This window comes from Streptomyces sp. CNB091 (assembly GCF_000377965.1).
The window spans coordinates 1-22,953 of the sequence record NZ_KB899013.1; the positions used below are offsets into that span (position 1 = coordinate 1).

The window sequence follows — 22,953 nt, forward strand, 5'->3', positions numbered from 1 at the left end:
AGGAACACGCCCACGTCTTCGATCTCGAACATCGCTCCCCTTCAGGGGTGTTGACGGTGCCGGCCTCGGCTCGGGTGTCGTGCTCGCGCATCCACGTTATGCAGACCTGCCGCCCGCGAACTGTCCGGCATTGCGCCGGACCGGACGGTGGCCGGACCTCTGATCAGCGTCTCCGACGAACACCCCCGGGCCCGGTGACACCACCCCCCAGGTCATTCCTTCGACAGGGGGACACAGTCATGCCGAGCCCGGAGGCCAGCGGCTCCGTTGCGGAACCACAGAAAACATAACGGGGGGGTCGGATGCGCCCGGTCTGGTGGGGGGGTGTTCGGGTGCGCCCGGGGGCGGGTCCGGTCCGGGTGGTTCCGGGTGCGGGGCTGGGCCGGGTGCGGTGATCGATGGCCGACGCGTCCTGTGGCGGGGCCGACCGGGGGGGGCGGACGTCAGATGGCGGCCTTCTTGAGGCGCCGCCGCTCCCGCTCGGAGAGCCCGCCCCAGATTCCGAAGCGTTCGTCGTTGGAAAGGGCGTACTCAAGGCATTCCGAACGCACCTCACAGGCGAGGCAGACCTTCTTGGCCTCGCGGGTGGATCCGCCCTTTTCGGGAAAGAAGGACTCGGGATCGGTCTGGGCGCACAGTGCGCGCTCCTGCCAGCCGAGTTCCTCGTCCGCGTCCTCGACCAGCAGTTGCTGGAACAGCTCGGTCATGTGCGCCCCTCGTCTGTCTCTTGCGTCCCGTGATGCAGCCGTTTGCGGCTGAACGACACGAGTGAAATTACAAGTGTGTAGCTCCGGGCCAGTCAAGCGAGGATCTGCTATTGGCCCAGGGATTCACTCTGCGGAACCAAGCGTATGCAGAAAGTGTTGAAATCAGCAAAAACCTGACATATGCCACTGGCTCCACAGCTCCACACCCTCTCCCCTGAGAGACGAGCGACGGCGCCCTTGTGTTGCGATTCGATCACCGAAGCGATCAAGATCACAGTCAGGTCACGGAACGTCAGTCGCGTTTGAGGGCGCGGATGATGCGCCACATGTCCCTGCCCGGGCGCGCATAAACCTTTCTCCAAACCCGGCGACCGGAAGGGGTGAAACATTGCCCCCATTTCGGGCATTGGGTTGACAGCGGACGACCGAGCCGGTCTCCTTGGTCCCATGCCAGCGACCACAGTCATGCGCGTCACCCACATCCGTGGGTTCCGTAGTGCTGTCCAGGCCCGCTGTTGCTGTTCCAGCTGTCACAGCTGTTGATGCCCTAGCGCTCCAGCTCTGATCCAGCCTCTCCGCCTCTCCGGTCGAGCGTCTTCTTCGTTTTCTCCCTCGCCTGCCCCACACCTGGCACTCCCCGCGGCTCGTTTCCGGGCTGCCGACGCTCACCGCGACTCCCCGCACGTGTACCCCCATGCCGAGGAACCACCGCAGCCATGAACAGCGACAGCGACCTTCAGATCGCCGGCGACATCCTTGAGGTCCAGCACCTCCTGCAGCCGGCCCGCGAGCACCCCTCCACCGTCTCCGAGTTCGTCGGCCTCGCACGCTCCATCGCGGCCGACCGCGCTCAGTGGGCCGGAATCGTCCAGTACGACTCCGCCTCCCGCTGGTACCACCGCCTGCACCAGGGTCCCGGCTACGAGGTGTGGCTGCTCAGCTGGGTGCCCGGCCAGGGCAGCGGGCGTCACGACCACGGCCTATCCGCCGGCGTACTGACCGTCCTGGAAGGCGAGTTGACCGAGCACACCGAGCGCGGGGCGCGAGCTCTCGGCGCGGGCGCGCAGCGTGCCTTCGCCCCGGGGTACGTCCACGAAGTGGTCAACGACTCGCTCGAACCGGCCGTGAGCCTGCACATCTACTACCCGGGGCTGACCGAGATGCCGATGCACGCCACGCAGAGCGCCCCGACGGCCGTGGGCGCCGTGCCCGCCTGACAAACTGCTCCGCATGCGCATTGTTGTTCTGGCCGGTGGCATCGGCGGTGCCCGCTTCCTTCGCGGCCTCAAGCAGGCCGCGCCCGACGCGGACATCACGGTGATCGGCAACACGGGTGATGACATCCATCTGTTCGGGCTGAAGGTCTGTCCCGACCTCGACACCGTGATGTACACCCTCGGCGGTGGCATCAACGAGGAGCAGGGCTGGGGGCGGACCGACGAGACCTTCCAGGTCAAGGAGGAGCTCGCGGCGTACGGCGTGGGACCCGGGTGGTTCGGGCTCGGCGACCGCGACTTCGCGACCCATATCGTCCGTACGCAGATGCTGGGCGCGGGCTATCCGCTGAGCGCGGTCACCGAGGCGCTCTGCGCCCGGTGGCAGCCGGGCGTGCGGCTGCTCCCCATGTCCGACGACCGGGTCGAGACGCATGTCGCCGTCGAGACGGACGGCGAGAGCAAGGCGATCCACTTCCAGGAGTACTGGGTGAAGCTGCGCGCCTCCGTCGAGGCGCAGGCGATCGTGCCGGTCGGCGCGGAGCAGGCCAAGCCGGCCCCGGGGGTGCTGGAGGCCATCGGTTCGGCCGATGTCATCGTCTTCCCGCCGTCGAATCCGGTGGTGTCCATCGGCACGATCCTCGCCGTGCCCGGGATCCGGGAGGCCATCGCCGAGGCCGGGGTGCCGGTCGTCGGCCTCTCCCCCATCGTCGGGGACGCGCCCGTGCGCGGGATGGCGGACAAGGTGCTCGCCGCGGTGGGCGTCGAGTCGACCGCCGCCGCGGTGGCCCAGCACTACGGTTCGGGGCTGCTGGACGGCTGGCTGGTGGACACGGCGGACGCGGATGCGGTCGGGGAGGTCGAGGCGGCGGGGATCCGCTGCCGGGCGGTGCCGCTGATGATGACGGACGTGGACGCGACCGCGGCGATGGCCCGGCAGGCGCTGGAGCTGGCCGAGGAGGTCCGGGCGTGAGCGGTTCTCCTGGTGGCGGTGGTGGCGGTGGTGGCGGTGGTGGCGCGGCCTCTTCCGGCGGCGGTGGGGCTGTGGCTCCCGGCGACGGTGGGGCTGTGCTGCCTTGCGGCGCTGCTCCCGGTGACGGTGGGACTGAGCTGCCTCGCGGCGCTGCTCCCGGTGACGGTGGTGGTGCGGCTTCGGGTGCGCCCTCTTTCCGGGTCTGGGCGCTGGGCGGGATTCCCGAGGTGCGGGCCGGTGACGATCTCGCCAAGCTGATCGCCGCGGCCGAGCCCGGACTGGTCGACGGGGACATCCTGCTCGTCACCTCGAAGATCGTTTCCAAGGCCGAGGGCCGGATCGTCCGGGCCGCCGACCGCGAGGCCGCCATAGACGCCGAGACCGTACGGGTCGTGGCCCGGCGCGGGCCGCTGCGGATCGTGGAGAACCGGCAGGGCCTGGTCATGGCCGCCGCCGGGGTCGACGCCTCGAACACGCCGGCCGGGACCGTACTGCTGCTGCCCGAGGACTCCGACGTCTCCGCCGGGGCCATCCGGGACGGGCTGCGGGACGCCCTCGGCGTGGAGGTCGGCGTCGTCGTCACGGACACCTTCGGGCGGCCCTGGCGCAACGGGCTGACCGATGTCGCGATCGGGGCCGCCGGAGTGCGGGTGCTGGACGATCTGCGCGGCGGGACGGACGCGTACGGCAATCCGCTCAGCGCCACCATCGTGGCCACGGCGGACGAGCTGGCAGCCGCCGGTGACCTGGTCAAGGGCAAGGCGGAGGGGCTGCCGGTCGCCGTGGTGCGGGGGCTGCGGCACGTGGTGGCGTCCGGCGACGAGTCCGGTGCCCGTGCGTTGGTGCGGACCGCCGCCGACGACATGTTCCGGCTCGGGACGTCCGAGGCCGTGCGGGAAGCGGTGACGCTGCGGCGTACGGTGCGCGAGTTCACCGATGAGCCGGTGGACCCGGGGGCCGTGCGGCGGGCGGTGGCCGCGGCGGTGACCGCGCCCGCCCCTCATCACACGACGCCGTGGCGGTTCGTGCTGCTGGAGTCCGCCGAGTCGCGGACCCGGTTGCTCGACGCGATGCGGGACGCGTGGATCGAGGACCTGCGGCGCGACGGCAAGAGCGAGGAGTCGATCGCCAAGCGGGTACGGCGCGGGGATGTGCTGCGCCACGCGCCGTATCTGGCGGTGCCGTGCCTGGTGATGGACGGCTCGCACACGTACGGGGACGAGCGGCGCGATGCCGCGGAGCGCGAGATGTTCGTCGTCGCGGCGGGCGCGGGCGTGCAGAACTTCCTGGTGGCGCTGGCGGGTGAGCGGCTGGGGTCGGCGTGGGTGTCCTCGACGATGTTCTGCCGGTCGGTGGTGCGAGAGGTGTTGTCGCTGCCGTCGTCCTGGGATCCGTTGGGGGCGGTGGCTGTGGGGCATGCGGCGGGGGTGCCTCGGGAGCGGGGCGTTCGGGATGCGGAGGCGTTTCTCACCGTGCGGTGAGGTGAGGTGTGGGCGGGTGGTGGGGGCCGCGTGTGTGGGGGCCGCGGGGTGACGCTGCGCGGGGCCTTGTCCCCTCCCCGCCCCTTCCCGAAACCGGGGCTCCGCCCCGGACCCCATCTTGTCCTCCAACGCCGGACGGGCTGGATTCGGGGCTCCGCCCCGGACCCCGCTCCTCAAACGCCGGAGGGGCTGGAAGCAGCGCCGGAGGGGCTGGAAATGCCACGCCCTACATGGGCTGGGAACGGCTGCCCCTCGAACGGCTACAGGTGGGTGATGTTGCCCGGGGTCATCCTCGGCGACCGGCGTTTCGGGGTGTGGCCCGAGAGCAGGATCAGGCGGGTCGCTCGGTGGCGCTGGCCCTCGTACGGGGTCAGCAGGGACAGCATCTCCTCGTCGTCCGCGTCGCGGTTGTCCGCCAGGGCGTGGCCCACGATGCCCGGGAGGTGCAGGTCGCCGACCGTGACCGCGTCCGGTGCGCCGTTCGAGCGCTGGAGGGTCTCGGCCGAGGTCCAGGGGCCGATGCCGGGGATCAGTTCCAGGCGGGTCAGCGCCTCGGGGAGGTTCATCGTCGCCGCCTCCTCCAGTCGGCGGGCCACGCGGACCGCGCGCAGGATCGTCGACGACCGCTTGGCGTCGACGTTCGCCCTGTGCCATTCCCAGGACGGGATCATCGCCCAGCCCCGTGGGTCCGGCATGACGTGCAGGCCCAGCTCCGCGGTGGGGCCGGGGGCAGGGGTGCCGAAGCGGCGGACCAGGTGGCGCCAGGCACGGTACGCCTCGTCCGTCGTGACCTTCTGCTCCAGGATCGACGGGATCAGCGATTCCATGACCAGGCCCGTGCGGAGGAGCCGCAGGCCCGGGCGGCGGTGGCGGGTCAGGGCCAGCAGGCGGTGGCGGGGGGCGAAGGCGTCCGGGTCGTCGTCCGCGCCCAGGAGCGCGGGGAGCCCCGCCAGCAGCCACTCCGCGCCGGGGCCCCAGGCCGCCGCCGCGATCCGGTCGCCGCGCGCCGCGAGGCGCAGGGTGCCGGGGCCCTCGGGCGTGCGGGTGGCCCGCCAGAACGTGCCGTCCGCGACCATCCGGAACGTGGGGTCCGCCGGGCCCCGGCGCAGGGGGCCGAGAACGAGGCGGAGGTCCAGCGGGCCGGGTGGGGTCCACTCCCGGGTCAGCGGCGGGCCGTCGTGCGAGGGCGGAGCCGTCCGCCGCGCCGGAGCGGGGGCCTGGTGCGGCAGCGCCGCTCGCGCGGTGCGGGGGGCGAATCGTCCTGCCACGGATGGCCTCGGTGCTTTCGGGGTTCTCAGTGCTCTTGGTGTTCTGGGTGCTCTCGGTGCGGAGGGGGCGTCCTTCGAGGGTACGGGTACGGGGCTACAGGTACGGGGCTACCGATGCGGGGCTACGGAGACGGCGCGACGGATACGGGGCCACGGGTACGGGGCTACTGGTCCGAGGAGAAGCGGACCGACGCGTCCGGCAGGACCGCGCCGCACCAGATCCTGACCCCGTCACGCAGTTCGTTGTCCGCGCCCACCCGTGCCCCGTCGCCGATCACCGCGCCCACCAGCACCGTGCGGTCGCCGATCCTGGCGCCGGCCCCGACCAGGGAGTCCGTGATGACCGCGCCCGCTTCCACGACCGCGTCGGCCAGGATCGTCGAGCCGTCTATCCTCGCGCCCGCGCCGATCACCGCGCCGGCGCCGACCACCGTGCCGCCGGTGAGCTTGGCGTCCGGGGCCACGGAGGCGGTCGGCAGGACCAGGCGGTCGCCGCAGCGGCCGGGGACCGCCGGGGACGGGGCGCGGCCGAGGACGAGGTCGGCGGAGCCGCGGACGAACGCGCCCGGGGTGCCGAGGTCCAGCCAGTACGTCGAGTCGACCATGCCCTGGAGGTGGGCACCGGAGGCGAGCAGTCCGGGGAAGGTCTCGCGTTCGACGGAGACGGGACGGCCGGCCGGGATGGAGTCGATGACCGAGCGCCGGAAGATGTACGCCCCGGCGTTGATCTGGTCGGTGACGATCTCTTCCGGCGTCTGCGGCTTCTCCAGGAACGCCGTGACCCGGCCCGTCGCGTCGGTCGGCACGAGGCCGAAGGCGCGCGGGTCCTCGACCCGGGTCAGGTGGAGGGAGACATCCGCCCCGGAGACGGTGTGCGAGGTGACCAGGCCCCGGATGTCGAGCCCGGTCAGGATGTCGCCGTTGAAGATCAGGACCGGTTCGTCGGGCCCCGAGGACAGCTTCGGCGCGACGTTGCGGATGGCTCCGCCGGTGCCGAGCGGTTCCTGCTCGGTGACGTACTCGATGTGCAGGCCGAGCGAGGAACCGTCGCCGAAGTACGGTTCGAAGACCTCCGCCAGGTAGGACGTGGCGAGCACGATGTGCTCCACCCCGGCCGCCCTGGCCCGCGCCAGTTGGTGGGTGAGGAAGGGGACCCCCGCCGCCGGAACCATCGGCTTCGGGGTGTGCACCGTGAGCGGGCGCAGCCGGGTGCCTTTGCCACCGACCAGGAGGATCGCTTCTTTTGCCTCTGTCACAGCACCGTCTCTGCTTCCTGCTGGGGCCTGGCCTGGTTGTGGCTGGCCAGTCTAAGCAGACCGGTCGGAAACGCCCCGGTCAGCGGCCCTGCAGTTTGGCGGAGCTGGTCCGGGCCGTGCCGAGCTTCTTGTAGAGACGCGCTCCGGGACATTCGGTTGCGAAGGCGTTCCGATGGCCCGAGATGACGTTCATCTTGACCTTCTTGCCCTTCGCGTACTTGCCGCTTCCGCCGGAGACGAGGGTGACCTTGCCCTTGGGGTTGGCCCCGAAGAGTCCGAGCTTCCAGGCGGTGAGCTTGGAGACGGCGGTCACCGCGGCGGCGGGCGGGTTGGTGGAGGAGTACGTGCCGAGCACGGCGATCCCCATGGTGTTGGAGTTGAAGCCCAGGGTGTGGGCGCCCAGGACGGCCTTGGAGACGCCTCCGGCGCGGCCCTCGTAGATGTTTCCGCACTTGTCGACGGCGAAGTTGTAGCCGAAGTCGCGCCAGCCGCTGCTCTTGACGTGGTAGCGGTAGATGCTGCGGAGCACCGAAGGGGCCTGCTTGCAGGTGTAGTTGTTCCCGGTCGCGCTGTGGTGCACGAAGGCCGCCTTGACGGACTTGGTGTACGCGAAGTTGCGCTCGCGGAGCTTCTCGTCCGCGCCCCATCCCTTGCGGGTGACGATCTTCGGGCGGGGGCCGATGTACGGCTTCGCCCCGGCAGCGACGATCGCCGCCTCCTCCACCGTCGCCGCCTTGGTCAGCGCGGGGATGACGGCCGCGCCGAGCGGCGCGAGGTCCGCGTTGACGGCCGAGGCCGCGGCGGATTCGGCGGTGAGCATCTCCGGCACGGCCCCCGTCGTCGTCGGCGGCACCGGGTTGCCGGTGAACGCCGCCGGGGTGACGATCCCGCCGGCGGGGGCGTCGTCGGCGGGTTCGGGCGCGGGGTCCTCACCGGGGTCGACGAGTTCGAGCCGCAGTCCCTCGGGGAGCGGTACGGCGGCGGGCCGGTGCTGTGGATCGGCCGCCTCCGGACGTACGCGTACCTCCACGCCGTCCGAGTCACCCACCCAGAGCGGGGCGGTCGCTCCGCGCGCGGCGCCGGACTTCCGTTCGGCGCTGCCGAGGTCGGGGGCGTGCTCGGCGTTGTGGGTCTCGACGTCCTGCCAGTCCGACCAGCTCGTGGAGCCGGTCGCCCGGGTGCGGACCTGGACCGTGCCGTGGAGTTCGGCTTCGGCGTCGTCCCAGACCACGCCGACCATAGAGAACGGGCGGGCCGTCCGCCGGTCCAGCCCCTGGCCGGCCGTCGCCGGGCCGATGGAACGGTCGGACGGTGCGGCGAGGGGTTCCAGGGGCAGGGACTGCGTCGAGCCCGCGAGCGCGGCCGCACGGGTCTCGCCGGTGCGCGGCGGGGCCGCTTCGGGGACTTCACGCACGCCCCCTTCGTTCGCTTCGTTCGCTTCGTTCCCCTGATTCGCTTCGACCCCCGGATTCGCTGCGTCTCCTTCGTTCGCTTCGTGGGGGGCGGCTTCGATCCGGGCCGGCGGCGGGCCGGATCCGGGCGACTCGGGGGCCAGAGAAGGAGGCCGGGCCGAGGCGGAGTGCGCGGCCGGGGCGGACAGGGCGGGGGCGGCGAGCGGCAGGGTGAGGGCTGCCGCGCAGGTGACGCCGACTGAGGTGACCAATAGTGCACGCATACGGATGATCCTCGCCATACAGCCATGAGTCCGGCGACCCGGGCATCGGCCCCGGCATGACGCGCCGTCGGCCGAACCGGTGTACGTGACACCCGTTCAGCCCGCCCCGCACAGCGGCCCCGCGTACGCTTGCGCGGATGAACTCCAGCGACCGCACCCCTGCCGACCTGCTGCGATCCGCGCTCGCCGCGGACCCGGCCCGCCCCCTGGTCACCTTCTACGACGACGCCACCGGAGAACGCGTCGAACTGTCGGTGGCCACCTTCGCCAATTGGGTGGCCAAGACCGCCAATCTGCTCCAGGGCGACCTCGCGGCGGAGCCGGGCGACCGGCTCGCCCTGCTGCTCCCCGCGCACTGGCAGTCCGCGGTCTGGCTGCTCGCCTGCTCCTCCGTCGGGGTCGTCGCCGACGTCCAGGGCGACCCGGCCGCCGCCGATCTCGTCGTGACCGGCCCGGACAGCCTGGAGCGGGCGCGGGCCTGCCGTGGCGAGCGCGTCGCCCTCGCCCTACGTCCGCTGGGTGGCCGGTTCCCGCAGGCTCCCGAGGGGTTCGCGGACTACGCGGTGGAGGTGCCGAGCCAGGGCGACCGCTTCGCACCCTTCGCCGCGGTGGACCCGGACGCGCCCGCGCTGGCCGTCGGCGGGGTCGAGCTGACGGGTGCGCAGCTCGTCGCCCGGGCCCGCGAGGACGCCGGCGCCCTCGGACTCGTACCGGGGTCCCGGCTGCTCACCGGGCGTACGTACGACACCTGGGAAGGGCTGAGCGCCGGACTGTTCGCGCCACTGGCGGCCGGCGGGTCCGTGGTGCTCTGCCGGCACCTCGGCCAGCTCGACGCGGAGGGGCTGGCCAAGCGGACCGAGAGCGAGCGGGTCACCAACACCGCGGTATGACAAGCGCCCTGAGGTGCACTCGTCCGGCCCACAGCGGGCCGAGTCCTCGGAAATCGGCTCCGGAGCGGGTAGATGATCGGGCGGTACAGACCACTCTCCTGGCCGTGCACAACCAAGCGTGAGTTTCAGCCGTCTACTCCTGCGACCGGCGGCCCCTCGCGCCGCCGAACGTGAAGGATGGACGCAGACGTGACCGACAGTGCTGGCCCGCCGTCCGACCCGGACCACCCGGCCGGGGACAAGCCGCAGGGCAGGTCGCAGGAGGAGTCCGGACCCGAGGGCGTGAACCCCGGGGGCGCGAACCCCGGGGGCAGGGCACCCGAGGACGGGGCACCGGCGGGCGGGGGCGCCCAGGAGTGCGTGGAAACCCCTCAGGCTTCGGAGGACCCGTCGGCCGGGGAGCCCGAGCCCGAGGCGGGCGCCAAGCCCGATCCCGAGCATGAGCCCGACCCCAAGCCCAAGCCCGACCCCAACCCCGATCCCGGTCCCGAGCCCGCCGAGGCCAGGAGCGGCGAGAGCTCCGGCGAAGGTGACGGCGCACCCGAGGCCGGCGGCGGCTCCGGCGCGGGGACCTGGGCCGACCGGCCCAAGGGCGGCGGGGTCTCCGCCCGCAAGGGCCACTGGCTCCGCTGGACCGCGCTCGCCGCCTCGTTCCTCGTGCTGGTCGCCGCGGGCGTGGGCTGGTGGATGTACCAGAAGCTCGACGGCAACATCACCACCGACACGAGCGCCGCCGCCGAGCTCAAGGCGTACGAGAAGGAACGGCCGACCCCGGTCGTCATGGACGCCCAGAACATCCTGCTCATCGGGTCCGACAGCCGGGCCGGGGACAACCGTGAGTACGGCCGCGACGACGGCGGCAGTCAGCGCTCCGACACCACGATCCTGCTGCACCTGGCGGCGGACCGGAAGAGCGCGACCGCCGTGTCCCTCCCCCGTGACCTGATGGTGGAGATCCCCAGCTGCCGCACCTCGGACGGCAAGGCGACGCGGGAGCGGTTCACCCAGTTCAACACGGCGTTCGAGGTCGGCGGCACCGCCTGCACGATCCGCACCGTGGAACGGATGACGGGCATCCGCGTCGATCACCACATGGTCGTCGACTTCAACGGCTTCAAGGACATGGTCGACGCCGTGGACGGGGTCGAGATCTGCCTCAAGGAGCCGATCGACGACAAGGACGCGCATCTGGAGCTCCCGGCCGGCCGGCAGACGCTGGACGGCGAGGAGGCCCTCGGCTACGTACGGGCCCGCAAGACCCTCGGCGACGGCAGCGACACCGAACGCATGGAGCGCCAGCAGCAGTTCCTGGGCGCCCTGGTGAACAAGATGCAGAGCAACGGCGTGCTGCTCAACCCGACGCGGCTCTACCCGGTGCTGGACGCGGCGACCAAGTCGCTGACCACGGACCCGGGTCTTGACTCGCTGCGCGACCTGTACGACCTGGTGCGCGGGATGCGCAACGTGCCGACCGAGCAGGTGCAGTTCCTGACCGTGCCCCGGCAGCCGTACCGCAACAACGCGAACCGGGACGAACTCGTCGAACCGGACGCGGGCGACCTGTTCGAGCAACTCCGCGAGGACCGGCCCGTCGCCGTGGTCCCGGCCGACGAACTCAAGGAAGCACAGCGGGACCAGGAGGCGAAGCAGGACGGGAAACCGGACGACACCGGGTCCAAGAGCCCTACGCCCACACCCACCTATTCAGGGTCGAGCGCGGCGGACGACCTGTGCAAGCAGTAAAGCAATTGCCAAGACATAGAGCGCAATCGACGCCTAATGGGAAGAATGCCCGGTTGTAAGGGGCGTGGAATGTGTCACGCACGTCGCTCGACGCGGAATCGGCCGGATAGTGTGACGCGATCCGGTGCTTCCGGCCGTCAGGTCGTGCACTGCTGGAGCGAAGGAACGAGCGCCTTGCCGGGGGAGGGCGCCTCGCGTGGCACCGACGGAGGACGCAGGCAACCGTGGACGCGCACAGTCGTGGACGGGCGGACGATATCGACCCCGCCGACCAGTGGGTACTCAACCCGCACACCGGTAATTACGAATTGCGACTGGATCACTCCACTGGGGAGTCGAGCAGCCCTTCACGTACGGCCACGGCCGAGGGAACCGGTCGCCGGAACGGCACCCGGACCGGTTCGTCCCGCGAGGGTTCGGGACGCCGCGGCGCCGGTTCGCGCGAGGGCGAGGGCCAGGGCGCCCCGGACGGGCCGCGCCGCGCGGTGCCCGGTCAGCGCAGCCGCCGCAGCTCCCAGGAGGGACGTGGGGCCGCCGAACCGCCCGCGCCCGGCCGCCGGAAGCGCAAGCCCCGGAAGTCGCGCAAGAAGAAGGCGTTGCTGTGGACGGGCGGGGTCATGGCGTTCGTCGTGATCGCGGGCTCGGCCGGAGCGTACGCGCTGTACCAGAAGCTCAACGGGAACATCGACGCCATCGACGTGGGTGACGCCGGCAGCAAGAACGTCGTCACCGACGGCCCGATGAACATCCTGATCATCGGCACCGACAAGCGCACCGGCAAGGGCAACGAGGGGTACGGCGACAAGGGCAGCGAGGGCCACGCCGACACCACCATCCTGTTCCACGTCTCCGAGGACCGGACCAACGCGACGGCGATGAGCATCCCGCGCGACCTGATGACCGAGATCCCCGAGTGCGAGTCGAAGAACGAGGACGGCACCTCCACGGTCATCCCCGGCACCCCGAACGAACGCTTCAACACCAGCCTCGGCCAGAACGGCCGTAACCCCGGCTGCACTATGAAGACGGTCGAGAACATCACCGGGGTCAAGCCCCACCACTTCATGATGGTCGACTTCAACGCGGTCAAGTCCCTGACGTCGGCGGTCGGTGGCGTCAAGGTCTGCATGGCGAAACCGGTCGACGACCCGAAGTCGCACCTGAAGCTGCCCCAGGGTGATTCCAAGGTGCAGGGCGAGCAGGCGCTGGCCCTGCTGCGCACCCGGGACAGCTTCGGCAACCGGAGCGACCTCGACCGGATCAAGGTGCAGCAGCAGTTCCTCGGCTCCATGATCCGGGAGATGAAGTCGAGCGACACCCTGACCAACCCGAAGAAGCTGTACTCGCTGGCCGACGCGGCCACCAAGGCGCTGACCGTCGACACGGCCATCGGCGACGCGACGAAGCTGATGACGCTGGCCGAGGAGATCGGCAAGGTCGACACGAAGAACATCAGCTTCCTCACGATGCCGGTCATAGACAACCCGGCCGAGCCGAAGCCGGTCACCGTGGTCGTGGACCCGGTCAAGGGCGAGCAGCTCTTCGCGATGATGCGCTCCGACACCTCGCTGACCGAGGTGAAGCAGAAGGAGAAGGCCGCCAAGGGCAAGCAGGCGGCGCTGCTCAAGGGACCGAAGGCCGAGGCCGCCGACGTACGCGTGGACGTCCTCAACGGCGGTGAGATCCCCGGCGCGGCGGGCTCGACCGTCACCTGGCTCCAGAACGAGCAGGGGGTGCTGAAGTCCACCAACAAGGCCAACGCACCCGAGAAGATCAAGAAGACGACCCTGGAGTACGCGCCCAACCAGGCCGATCAGGCCCGGGCGCTCGCCGAGATGATGGGGCTTCCCGCAACGGCCATGAAGCAGGGCGCCACCGACGCCGAAGGGCTGGAGGCGATGGTGCTCACGCTGGGGGCGGACTTCAAGGGCGCGGGCCAGCTCATCACGGGGCCGACGAAGCCGCCGAAGGACATCGAGAAGGCAAGCGCCGACAAGGCGGTATGCGCCCAGTGACACCGGGTCACCGCGCCACAGCGGAAATCTGAACAGCATGGGGGGTCCGGTGGGACGGAGCAGCACGCCCGGGGAGAGAACGCGGTCACGCGTCCGCCGCGCCGATCGGCTCGGCCGGGACGGGAGCCCGCACGGCGGCGGCGTACGGAACGGCGGCGACGGGCCGGAGGACGGCGACGGGCCGGGGGGCCCTGAAGAGCCGGGCGGGCGTGGGGCGCCGGAGGGCGGGCGTGGGGCGCCGGAGGGCGGGCGTGGGGCGCCGGAGGGCGGCCGCCGGGCGACCGCAAGCAGGGGCGGGAACGGCGGCGGCGCCCGGGCGCGCAGCAGCCGACGTGCGCCCAAGAGCGCCAAGCGGCGGGTGCTGCGCTGGAGCGCCTCCGTACTCGCCCTGCTGATACTCGCCACCGGCGGCGCCGGTTATCTCTACTACGAGCACCTCAACGGCAACATCAAGAAGGAGGATCTGACCCTCGGCGACCAGCAGATGGCCGATCACAAGGTCAACGCCGCCGGTCAGACCCCGCTCAACATCCTGCTCATCGGTTCCGACGCCCGGGACTCCAAGGCCAACCAGAAGCTGGGCGGGGCGAAGGAGACCTTCGGCGCGGAGCCGCTGGCCGATGTGCAGATGCTGCTCCACATCTCCGCGGACCGCAGCAACCTCTCCGTGATCAGCATGCCGCGCGACACCATGCTGAAGATGCCCAAGTGCACGGCCCCGGACGGCGAGGTCTTCCCCGCCAGCACCACGGACGTGCAGACCAACCAGAGCCTGGGCCGCGGTGGTCCGGGGTGCACGGTGGCCACCTGGTACGAGCTGACCGGCATCCGGATCGACCATTTCATGATGATCGACTTCGCCGGTGTGGTGTCCATGGCCGACGCCATCGGCGGCGTCCCGGTCTGTGTCGACGCCAACATCAACTCCCGCGGCCGGGACGGCAAGGGCTCCGGGCTGAAGCTGGAGAAGGGCACCACCTACGTCAAGGGCGAGCAGGCCCTCCAGTGGCTGCGCACCCGGTACGGCTTCGAGGACAACACCGACCTGGGGCGGGCGAAGGCCCAGCAGCAGTACATGAACGCGATGGTCCGCCAACTGCGCAAGGGGACCAAGCTCACCGACCCGGCAAAGCTGATGAACCTCGCCGAGGCGGCCACGAAGGCGCTGACGGTCGACAAGGGCCTCGACACGGTCAAGAAGCTCTACGACCTGGCCGAGGAGTTCAAGAAGGTCCCCACGAAGCGCATCACGATGTCGACCATGCCCAACGTGTACGGCACCGGCACGAACAGCGGCCGGGTCTACCCGAAGGCGGGCGACGCGGAGCAGTTGTTCCGCATGGTCCGCGACGACGTCCCGCTGGACGGCAAGGCCTCCAAGCGGAAGAAGCCGGAGGCCACGAAGGACCCGTCGGCGCCGGTCGGCGAGATCGCCGTCGCCGTGCGGAACGGGACCGCCACGGACGCGCTCGGGCCCGCCTCGGGGCGCGCCGGTGACGTGATGGAGCAGCTGAAGGACGCGGGCTTCGCGAAGGCCGCCGTCGACCCGGGCAACGTGACCGGGGCGGCGCGGACGGCGGTCCTGTACCCGAGCGCGGATCTGGAGGGCGACGCGCAGGCGGTCGCCAAGGCGCTCGGGGTTCCGCTGTCCCAGGTGAAGAAGTCCACGGACGTCTCGGGGATCGCGCTCGCCGTGGGCGCGGACTGGCGCGAGGACGGGGCCTACCCGGTGTCCAAGGGCAAGGAGAAGACCCCTGAGTCGGCGGGCGCCCTCAACGGCGACGACGACAAGGCCTGCATGAAGGTAAACCCGAACTACACCTGGTGACGCCGTAACGACACGTGTACGCGAAGGGCCCCACCGCCGAGCGGTGCGGCCCTTCGTACGCGTCGGGCGACCGGACCGGTGTCAGACGGTCTCGCTGCTGCCGTTCATCGCCGGGCGGCGGCTCGCGATGACCCGCTTGGCCAGCGACCGGGGGCTGGTGAGGAAGCCGAAGCCCCAGCACATGTGCATCGTCGCCAGCGCCACCGGAATCTGTGCGCGGGCCTTCAGCGAGAGGCCCTTGCCCGCGGGCAGCGACCCGGCGACGATCGCGGCCACGTATCCGCCGGGCACGATCAGGGCCCACGGGGTGACGGCCGCGCCCAGGACCAGACCCGCCGCGATGGCGACGACGGCGGTCGGCGGAGCCAGATAGCGGAGGTTGATCGAGCCGGAGTGGTAGCGGGCGACAACGTGGCGCCAGCGGCCGTAGTCCTTGTACTGCTTGGCGAGCGCCTTCACCGTGGGGCGCGGGCGGTACTGGACCTTCAGCTCGGGCGAGAACCAGATCAGCCCGCCGGCCTCGCGGATGCGGAAGTTCAGCTCCCAGTCCTGGGCGCGGATGAACTCGACGTTGTAGCCGTCGGCCCGCTCCAGGGCCTCGCGGCGGAAGACGCCGAGGTAGACGGTCTCGGCCGGGCCCGCCTGGCCGCCGGTGTGGAAGGCGGCGTTGCCGACGCCGATCTTGGAGGTCATCGCGGCGGCGACGGCGTCCTCCCAGGCGTTCTCGCCCTCGGCGTGCATGATGCCGCCGACGTTCTGCGCGCCGGTCTCCTCCAGGAGGCGGACGGCGGTCGCGATGTAGTTCGGCGAGAGCATGCCGTGGCCGTCGACCCGCACGACGACGGGGTGACGGGAGGCCTTGATCGCCGCGTTGAGGGCGGCGGGGGTGCGGCCGGTGGGGTTGGGCACGGTGTGGACCCGGGGGTCCTCGGCGACCAGCTCGGCGGCGATCTCGTCCGTACGGTCGGCGGAGGGGCCGAGCGCGATCACGACCTCCATCTCACCGGGGTACTCCTGCTCCAGGATGTGCCGGACCGAGTTCCTGAGATGACGTTCCTCGTCGAGCACCGGCATGATCACGGAGACGGCGGGGTACTGCGCGGCAGACATGTGGTCCTCGGGTGGTCCTCGGGGGCGCCGGGGGTGCCGCACCGCGGGTGGCGGGGCGCCCCGGGAGGTGGCGTTATTCGGCCGCCACGTTACCGCGAATGGGGGATACCGGTGCGCGCCGCCGGGTCGCGGGCCGGAACGGAGATCGTATGGGCCTACCGTGCGATGGTCCCCTTGCACCGCAGAGGTGTCTCCCTTGCACCCCGGAGGTGTCTCCCCGTGCCCGCACCGCAGCGCCCGCCGCGCCCCCGCGCCACTCCCCCGCGCCGCCGCCCGCCCCCGGGCACCCGGCCGGTCCGCCGCCGCAAGCAGGACGAACGGCCGCGCTGGGGCATGCGGGTGGCCACGGGCCTGTCGGTGCTGGTGCTGGGGGCCGGCGGGATCGGGCACGCCGTGGTGACCAGCCTGGAGGGCGGAATCGGCCGGGTCGATCCGTTCAAGGACATGAAGAACCGCCCGCAGGGGGGCCACGGCACGAATCTGCTGCTCGTCGGCACCGACGGCCGGGACACGATCACCAAGGCCGAGAAGAAGAAGTACAAACTCGGCGGTGCGCCCTGCCACTGCACCGACACGATCATGCTGGTCCATCTGTCGGCCGACCGGCAGCGGGCGAGCGTGGTCAGCCTCCCCCGGGACAGTTACGCCGAGATGCCCGCCCACACCGACCGCACCACGGGCAAGCGCCACGCGAGCCACCCGGTGAAGCTGAACGCCGCTTATGCGGAGGGCGGGCCCGCGCTGACCGTGCGGACCGTCGAGAACATGACCAAGGTCAAGATCGACCACTATCTGGAGGTCGACTTCACCAGCTTCATGAAGACGGTCGACGCGGTGGGCGGGGTGAAGATCTGTACGGCGCGGCCGATGAAGGACGCGTACACCGGGCTGGACCTGCCCGCCGGCACCCATGAGCTGGACGGCGGCCAGGCGCTCCAGTACGTGCGCTCGCGCCATGTGGACGTGGCCTCCGACCTGGGCCGGATGGAGCGCCAGCAGAAGTTCGTGGCGGCGCTGATCAAGCAGGCGACGAGCAGCGGGGTGCTGTTGAACCCGGTGAAGTTTCAGCAGGTCTCCGCCTCGGCGCTCGGCTCGGTCCGGGCCGACGAGGGCTTCGGTACGGAGCAGATGCTGGCGCTTGGCAAGGCGATGAAGGACTTCGGGCCGGCCTCGTCGGAGTTCGCCTCCGTGCCCGTCGGCAACCCCAGTTTCCCGGTCGAGGGCATCGGCTCGACGGTGCAGTGGGACGCGAAGAAGGCGAAGAAGCTGTTCCAGGCCCTGCGCGAGGACCGGCCGCTGGCTCCGTCGAAGCCGGAGCCGGCGGCCGGTCCGAAGAAGCCTCCGGCCACGCTCGTGGACGTGGCGCCGAAGGAGGTCCGGGTGCAGGTCTACAACGGGACCCCGGAGGCCGGTCTCGGCCGGACGGTGGACGAGGCGCTGCGGGCGACCGGCTTCACCACCACCGAGGCCCCGCTCAACGGGGAGGTGCGGGAGCTGAAGCGGACGCTCGTGGAGTACGACCCGCGCTGGGACCGGTCGGCGAAGTCCCTGGCCACGGCGCTGCCCGGGAGTGAACTGAAGGCGGTGAAGGGCCAGGGACCGCAGCTGAAGGTGACGGTGGGCTCGGACTTCACGAAGGTGCAGCGGGTGAAGGCGGAGAGCCGGGAGACGGGCGAGTTCTCGACGGTGCGCGGCGACGAGGTGGTCTGCCCGTAGCCCGGTGGCCGTAGCCCGGTGGCCGTGCCCCGGTGGCCGTACGGGCGGCTCAGTCGTCGATGCCGTCGGCGGCGCGCTTCTCGCGGAGCTCCTTGATCGCGCGACGGCGGGCGAGCCGGTGGGTGCGCCGGATCTGCGCCTCCTGGTAGCGCCGGTTGTCGCGCTCGGTCTCGGGGATCACCGGCGGTACGCGGCGCGGCTTGCCGTCACCGTCCACGGCGGCGAAGACCAGATAGGCGCTGCCGACCTGCTGGGCGGGGGTCGACTCGTTCCAGCGTTCGGCCATCACGCGGACGCCGACCTCCATCGAGGAGCGGCCGGTCCAGTTGACCTGTGCGCGTACGTGGACGAGGTCGCCGACCCTGACCGGCTCCAGGAAGACCATCTCGTCCATCGAGGCGGTCACCGCGGGCCCGCCGGAGTGCCGTCCGGCCACCGCGCCGGCGGCGTCGTCGACCAGTTTCATGATCACGCCGCCGTGCACCGTGCCGAGGAGGTTGGTGTCGCTGCCGGTCATGATGTGGCTGAGGGTGGTCCGGGACGCCGCGGTCGGCTTGCCCGGAATCTCGCCCTCCGGGCGGGTGGCCTGATCTGTCATACAGTCCACCTTATGCGGGGGCCCGCGTCCCGCAGAATGCATCAGGTTCGCAACAGCCCTGGTGCGATTTCCCTTACACCCTGTAATAGCTGTGGGCCGGGACGGCACACTGTGCGGATGAACGATTGGCCCGATCGACGGACCGGCGACCGCAGCGAGCGCTACGGACGGGGCAGTGCCAACCCCCAGCCCGAGAGTGCGCGGGCGATGCCGCACATCCAGCGTCGCCCCGCCCCGCAGAGGCCCCCGGCGCCGCCGCAGAGGCCTCAGCAGATGCCTCAGGTGCCGCAGCAGGGTCAGGGATACGACGACCGCTACGGCAACAGCCCCGACCCCGGGTACGACAGCGGCTACAACACGGGCCAGGTCTACGGATCGGGCGACGGATCGGACGGCCGGGGCGGCGGAGGCGGTCGACGCGGCGGCGGTGACGGGGGTTACGTCCACGGACGCCCGGCCCCGGACTGGGGCCGCCGGATCAAGCTCGGCGCGCTGACCCTGGTGGTCGTGGTGCTCGCGGTCTCGATCTCGACGTACTTCTGGGCCGACTCGAAGCTGAAGCGCGAGGTCGACCTCGCCAAGGTCATCGAGCGTCCGGAGTCCGGCGACGGCACGAACTACCTGATCGTCGGGTCGGACAGCCGTGAGGGCATGTCGGCGGAGGAGAAGAAGCGGCTGCGCACCGGTTCCGCGGAGGGCAAGCGGACCGACTCGATGATGATCCTGCACGACGGCTCCAACGGCCCGACGCTGATCTCGCTGCCGCGCGACTCCAACGTCGAGATCCCGTCCTTCGTGGGGTCCGAGTCCGGGAAGAAGTTCGAGGGCACCGGCCGGCAGGTGAAGCTGAACGCCGCCTACGCCGAGGACGGCCCCGAACTCCTCGTCCGTACGGTCGAGTTCAACACCGGTCTGCACATCGACCACTACGTCGAGATCGGCTTCGGCGGCTTCGCGAAGATCGTGGACGCGATCGGCGGGGTCGAGCTGGACATCCCCCAGGCCTTCAAGGACAAGAAGTCCGGTGCCGACTTCCAGGCCGGCAAGCAGACGCTGAACGGCGAGCAGTCCCTGGCCTTCGTCCGTACGCGGTACGCGCTCAAGAACAGCGACCTGGACCGTACGAAGAACCAGCAGAAGTTCCTCGCGGCGCTGGCGAGCCAGACGGCGACCCCGTCCACGATCATCAACCCGTTCAAGCTGTACCCGACGATGGGCGCGGGCCTGGACACGCTGATCGTGGACAAGGACATGTCGCTCTGGGCGCTGGGCAACATGTTCTTCGCGATGAAGGGCGTCACGGGCGGCGACGGCACGTCGATGAACATGCCGATCTCGGGCAGCGTCGGCGGCAACCTGGTCTGGGACAAGGCCAAGGTGAAGCAGCTGGTGGAGCAGCTCAACAACGACGAGAAGGTCACGGTCAAGGGCAACTGAGCCTGCGGGAAGAGCCGTTGAAGGGCGCCGGGCTGTTGCCCGGCGCCCTTCTCCTCTGCGGGGCCGTCTACGAGCCGTAGGTGATGTTCCCCTTCTCGTCCATGAGGGGGTGGATCTGGGAGGGGCCGTAGTCGTCCACGTCGGACGGGCGCGACTTCTCCGGCCCGTCCGGCCCGATCCGCATCACACGCTCGACCCGGACCACCTCGTACCGACGCCCCCGCACCACGAGTTCGTTGGGCCTCCGGCGCGCGGTGAACTTCTTCGCGGCCCGCGCGTGGACGGCCGCCTCCTTCTCGTCCACCTTCATCCAGGCGGGCAGCTCCGGCATGTCCGGCAGATCCGGCAGTTGGGGGACGGGCCTGGTGAGGTGGTGGACGAGGGCGCGGCGGGCGCCCTGCGGGGTCGAGTACTGTCCGGTCACCATCGACCAGGTCAACTCCTTCCGCTCCACCACCCGGAACGTCGTCGGGAGGAGCACGACCCCGGGGTGGGTGACCAACGCCCGCCGGGAGTCGGCCCGTACGTCCTCGGGGAAGCGGGCGGCGGTGTAGGAGAGCCCCAGCAGCCCGGCCCGGTCGATCCCCTCGGTCAGCCCGACGGCGGCGGCGTGGTCGACCACGAAGCCCTCGGTGCGGCAGGGGTCGGGTGCGTCCAGGTCCCAGCTGTCCTCGTCCGGGTCGGTGGCCCGGGGCGGCTCCAGACGGTCGCCCCCGATCCGGGCGAACTCGTCGGCGCGCACGACCCGGTAGCGGACGCCGTCCGCCGACACCTCGTCGGTCGCCTCGACCTCCAGCCGCGCCACGGCGTCCAGCAGGGACCTCCGCACCGCCGGGTCGTCGGTGTCGTCCCTCGCCCTGAACCACAGAAGCGAGTTGAGCTCGTCCCTGGCCATCTGCGGGAAGCCGCAGTCCAGTTCGCCCAGCAGCCGCCAGCGCGGCCGGTCGCCGCGCCGCTGCTCGGCAAGCCCGAAAAGGGGCCCCCGGACCACGATGTTCGGGTACTTGCGGACCGAGGCGAACGCGTCCGCCTCGGTGACCTCGGAGACCGGGTCGTCGTGACGGGTGACGTTGATCGTGAGGTGATCCGGCGATTTCTCCGGGTGAGCGTTCATGTACTCAGTGTGCCGAAGGGGGGGTGTCGGTGTCAGGGGTTTCCGCCGCAAAGGGCTTGCTCCGCCCGGAGTTCACGCCGCCGAGCGCGTTCCGCCGCCCGCCGGGGCCGCTGAACGCGCTCGGGTCCGGGCGGGTGGCGCGTGCGCTCAGCTACCGGCCTCCGCACCGGAGGCGTACGGGACGAAGTCGGCCCAGGCGGCGGAGGTGAAGCCGAGCTGCGGCCCGGCCAGGTCCTTGGAGTCGCGGACGTGCACGGTGCGGCGGGCGGCGGCGACCTCGACGCATTCGGGGCCGTCGTTGCTGCTGTAGCTGCTCTTGAACCACTCCAGAGCGGAGCCGTCTCCCCCGGACATGTTGCGCGTCATGTCTCTCCCAGCACTTTCTCGACGAACGCCATCGACTCCCGGGGAGTGAGAGCCTGGGTCCGGACGAAACCGAGCCGCTGCTCCAGGATCCTCAGCTCTTTGGGGGCGAAGGTCAGGCCGTTGAACAACTGTCCTTCCAAGTGTCCCACCACCGTTCCGTCCTTGAACTTGAGGAGCTGGAGCTGACCGCCCATCCCGGCGTGGTCCTCCCGGTCGGTCGGCATCACCTGGATCTCGACGTTTCGCAACTGGCCCAGTTCCAGCAGGTGTTCGAGCTGGCGACGCAGCACGGCACGCACCGGGTCGTGACGCGCCACGATCCGGTGGGGGCCGACCGGATCGTGGCCCACCGCGACCCGGTGGATCGCGACGTCAACTACCTAAAGAACCAAGAGAAAATTCCCAACCCCACCCCACCTGATCCCGGTGGTCAACTGCGGGACGGGCTGGTCACCCACATGGGTGAGATTCGCCAACTGGTGGGGATTTCGGTCGGGTTGGCAGGCATATGCTCGCGCTGACACACAACCCCAGACATGAGACGGCCCCCGCCGGGACGGCAATCCCGAGCGAGGACCTGACCACCAAGGAAGAGAGACGCTTCCCCATGGATACCCAGCACGATATCGCCCTTGCCCACGCCCTGGCAGAGATTCCCGGGCCACTGCCGTCCTCCGGCGTCATCCAGCTCGCGATCCCGCACACGAGCCGCTTCACGATCGTCGGCAACCACCTCGCGCAGCACGCCGAGCTCTCCCTCACCGCGATCGGGATCGGCGTTCACATCCAGTCGCTGCCCGCCGGGTCCCGGGTCGGCATCAAGGCGCTCGCGGCCCGCTTCGCCGAGGGCGAGAAGACGATCGCCGCCGCCCTGCGCGAGCTGGCGACCCACGGCTATCTGCACCGGACCCGCGAGAGGCTGACGAACGGCCGGATGATCACCCGTACGGTGTTCTGCAACCAGCCTGCGGCATTGCTACGGGGCGGGGCGGTGATGCCGGTGCCGGTGGTGACGCCTGCGGTGCCCGCACCTGCGCCCGCGCCCCCATCCTCGCCCGAGCCCACCCCCGTACCGGAGGAAGCGCCCCCGCCGGTCCGCGTACCGTCGCGCATCGGGCCCAAGCCTCCGCGCCGGCCGCTCCCGCAGCCCGGCGAGCTGACCCCGGAGCTGCACCGGGCCGCGTCCGCGCTCCTCGCCGACCTTCGGCGGCACGCGCCGGAGCTGGTGCTCTCCGAGGACGACGTCGAGGAGCTGGTCCCCGGCGCCGCTGCCTGGCTGGAGCGCGGCTCGCACCCCGATGCCGTCCGCCACGCTCTGACGACCGAGCTCCCGCAGCCGCCCAAGTACCCGGCGAAGATCGTCAGACACCGCCTCACCGTGCTCCTGCCACCGCCGCTCCCGGGAGCCGCCGAGCTGGCCCCGGTCCACCGGACGCCCGTCACCCCCTTCCAGACCTGCGAGGGCTGTGACCGCGCCTTCCGCTCCCCGGAACCCGGCCACTGCCGCGACTGCCGGGCCCAGTACTGGGAGGCTGCGTAGACCCTGCCTCTCCGGTCGCGCC

Annotated in this window: 19 protein-coding genes and 1 pseudogene; 11 read left to right on the forward strand and 9 right to left on the reverse strand. The window is 70.9% G+C overall.

The features are described 5' to 3' along the window. Window positions 1–443 precede the first annotated feature (443 nt). Entirely contained in the window at window positions 444–707 is a 264-nt protein-coding gene (locus D581_RS0132305; protein WP_003968728.1) for a WhiB family transcriptional regulator, read from the reverse strand. Window positions 708–1,423: 716 nt separating this feature from the next. Here D581_RS0132305 and D581_RS0132310 point away from each other — a divergent pair. The 3 genes from D581_RS0132310 to D581_RS0132325 all read left to right on the forward strand — a co-directional run bounded on the left by D581_RS0132310 (window position 1,424) and on the right by D581_RS0132325 (window position 4,375). Continuing rightward, window positions 1,424–1,924, forward strand: coding sequence for a cysteine dioxygenase (locus D581_RS0132310; protein WP_018961257.1), 501 nt, complete (start codon window positions 1,424–1,426; stop codon window positions 1,922–1,924). Window positions 1,925–1,937: 13 nt separating this feature from the next. After that, complete coding sequence (gene cofD / locus D581_RS0132315; RefSeq protein WP_018961258.1) at window positions 1,938–2,894, forward strand: 2-phospho-L-lactate transferase; 957 nt, start codon at window positions 1,938–1,940, stop codon at window positions 2,892–2,894. Window positions 2,895–3,031: 137 nt separating this feature from the next. After that, on the forward strand, window positions 3,032–4,375 hold the full coding sequence (locus tag D581_RS0132325; RefSeq protein ID WP_078625987.1) for a coenzyme F420-0:L-glutamate ligase: 1,344 nt from the start codon (window positions 3,032–3,034) through the stop codon (window positions 4,373–4,375). 260 nt (window positions 4,376–4,635) lie between these two features. On the opposite strand, the gene D581_RS0132330 is transcribed toward D581_RS0132325, so the two are convergent. The 3 genes from D581_RS0132330 to D581_RS0132340 form a co-directional block, all read right to left on the reverse strand. Continuing rightward, on the reverse strand, window positions 4,636–5,643 hold the full coding sequence (locus D581_RS0132330; RefSeq protein ID WP_018961261.1) for a DNA-3-methyladenine glycosylase: 1,008 nt from the start codon (window positions 5,641–5,643) through the stop codon (window positions 4,636–4,638). A gap of 164 nt (window positions 5,644–5,807) precedes the next feature. Further along, a complete protein-coding gene (gene manB / locus D581_RS0132335; RefSeq protein WP_018961262.1) occupies window positions 5,808–6,899 on the reverse strand; it encodes a mannose-1-phosphate guanylyltransferase in 1,092 nt (363 codons plus the stop codon). Between the two features lie 79 nt (window positions 6,900–6,978). Then, the gene (locus D581_RS0132340) at window positions 6,979–8,592 is read right to left on the reverse strand and encodes an N-acetylmuramoyl-L-alanine amidase (RefSeq protein ID WP_032753433.1); all 1,614 of its coding nucleotides are present in this window, start codon (window positions 8,590–8,592) and stop codon (window positions 6,979–6,981) included. 119 nt (window positions 8,593–8,711) lie between these two features. On the opposite strand from D581_RS0132340, the gene D581_RS0132345 reads away from it, so the two are divergent. The 4 genes from D581_RS0132345 (at window position 8,712) to D581_RS0132360 (ending at window position 15,050) form a co-directional block, all read left to right on the forward strand. Then, entirely contained in the window at window positions 8,712–9,464 is a 753-nt protein-coding gene (locus D581_RS0132345) for a TIGR03089 family protein (protein WP_018961264.1), read from the forward strand. Window positions 9,465–9,641: 177 nt separating this feature from the next. Then, the gene (locus D581_RS0132350) at window positions 9,642–11,207 is read left to right on the forward strand and encodes an LCP family protein (RefSeq protein ID WP_032753434.1); all 1,566 of its coding nucleotides are present in this window, start codon (window positions 9,642–9,644) and stop codon (window positions 11,205–11,207) included. Between the two features lie 224 nt (window positions 11,208–11,431). Next, window positions 11,432–13,222, forward strand: coding sequence for an LCP family protein (locus D581_RS0132355; RefSeq protein WP_469226304.1), 1,791 nt, complete (start codon window positions 11,432–11,434; stop codon window positions 13,220–13,222). A gap of 37 nt (window positions 13,223–13,259) precedes the next feature. Then, a complete protein-coding gene (locus tag D581_RS0132360; protein ID WP_486585904.1) occupies window positions 13,260–15,050 on the forward strand; it encodes an LCP family protein in 1,791 nt (596 codons plus the stop codon). 81 nt (window positions 15,051–15,131) lie between these two features. Here D581_RS0132360 and D581_RS0132365 read toward each other — a convergent pair whose 3' ends face one another. Further along, window positions 15,132–16,160, reverse strand: a complete 1,029-nt coding sequence (locus D581_RS0132365; protein WP_018961268.1) for a glycosyltransferase family 2 protein — start codon at window positions 16,158–16,160, stop codon at window positions 15,132–15,134. Between the two features lie 219 nt (window positions 16,161–16,379). On the opposite strand from D581_RS0132365, the gene D581_RS0132370 reads away from it, so the two are divergent. Beyond that, window positions 16,380–17,876 carry an LCP family protein gene (locus D581_RS0132370; protein WP_486585905.1) on the forward strand — a complete coding sequence of 499 codons (1,497 nt, stop codon included), beginning with the start codon at window positions 16,380–16,382 and terminating at the stop codon, window positions 17,874–17,876. 49 nt (window positions 17,877–17,925) lie between these two features. On the opposite strand, the gene D581_RS0132375 is transcribed toward D581_RS0132370, so the two are convergent. Next, window positions 17,926–18,474, reverse strand: a complete 549-nt coding sequence (locus tag D581_RS0132375; protein WP_018961270.1) for an acyl-CoA thioesterase — start codon at window positions 18,472–18,474, stop codon at window positions 17,926–17,928. 117 nt (window positions 18,475–18,591) lie between these two features. On the opposite strand from D581_RS0132375, the gene D581_RS0132380 reads away from it, so the two are divergent. Further along, entirely contained in the window at window positions 18,592–19,911 is a 1,320-nt protein-coding gene (locus tag D581_RS0132380; RefSeq protein ID WP_078625984.1) for an LCP family protein, read from the forward strand. A 67-nt stretch (window positions 19,912–19,978) separates the two neighbouring features. Here the strand turns inward: D581_RS0132380 and D581_RS0132385 are convergent, their stop codons facing one another. From D581_RS0132385 to D581_RS0132395, 3 genes and pseudogenes are all read right to left on the reverse strand, one after another. Beyond that, window positions 19,979–21,025: a DUF5954 family protein gene (locus D581_RS0132385; RefSeq protein ID WP_018961272.1), complete on the reverse strand. Its 1,047-nt coding sequence runs from the start codon at window positions 21,023–21,025 to the stop codon at window positions 19,979–19,981. Window positions 21,026–21,172: 147 nt separating this feature from the next. Beyond that, on the reverse strand, window positions 21,173–21,391 hold the full coding sequence (locus D581_RS0132390; protein WP_026291108.1) for a DUF397 domain-containing protein: 219 nt from the start codon (window positions 21,389–21,391) through the stop codon (window positions 21,173–21,175). Continuing rightward, a pseudogene (locus D581_RS0132395) lies at window positions 21,388–21,687 on the reverse strand (Scr1 family TA system antitoxin-like transcriptional regulator); the annotation flags it as partial. The pseudogene D581_RS0132395 and the gene D581_RS0132390, both read right to left, overlap by 4 nt. A gap of 9 nt (window positions 21,688–21,696) precedes the next feature. On the opposite strand from D581_RS0132395, the gene D581_RS1000000141455 reads away from it, so the two are divergent. Continuing rightward, window positions 21,697–21,912 (forward strand): hypothetical protein, encoded by a 216-nt coding sequence (locus D581_RS1000000141455; protein WP_158688651.1) that lies wholly within the window; start codon window positions 21,697–21,699, stop codon window positions 21,910–21,912. An 86-nt stretch (window positions 21,913–21,998) separates the two neighbouring features. Continuing rightward, window positions 21,999–22,931, forward strand: a complete 933-nt coding sequence (locus D581_RS0132400; RefSeq protein WP_018961275.1) for a hypothetical protein — start codon at window positions 21,999–22,001, stop codon at window positions 22,929–22,931. Window positions 22,932–22,953 lie beyond the last annotated feature (22 nt).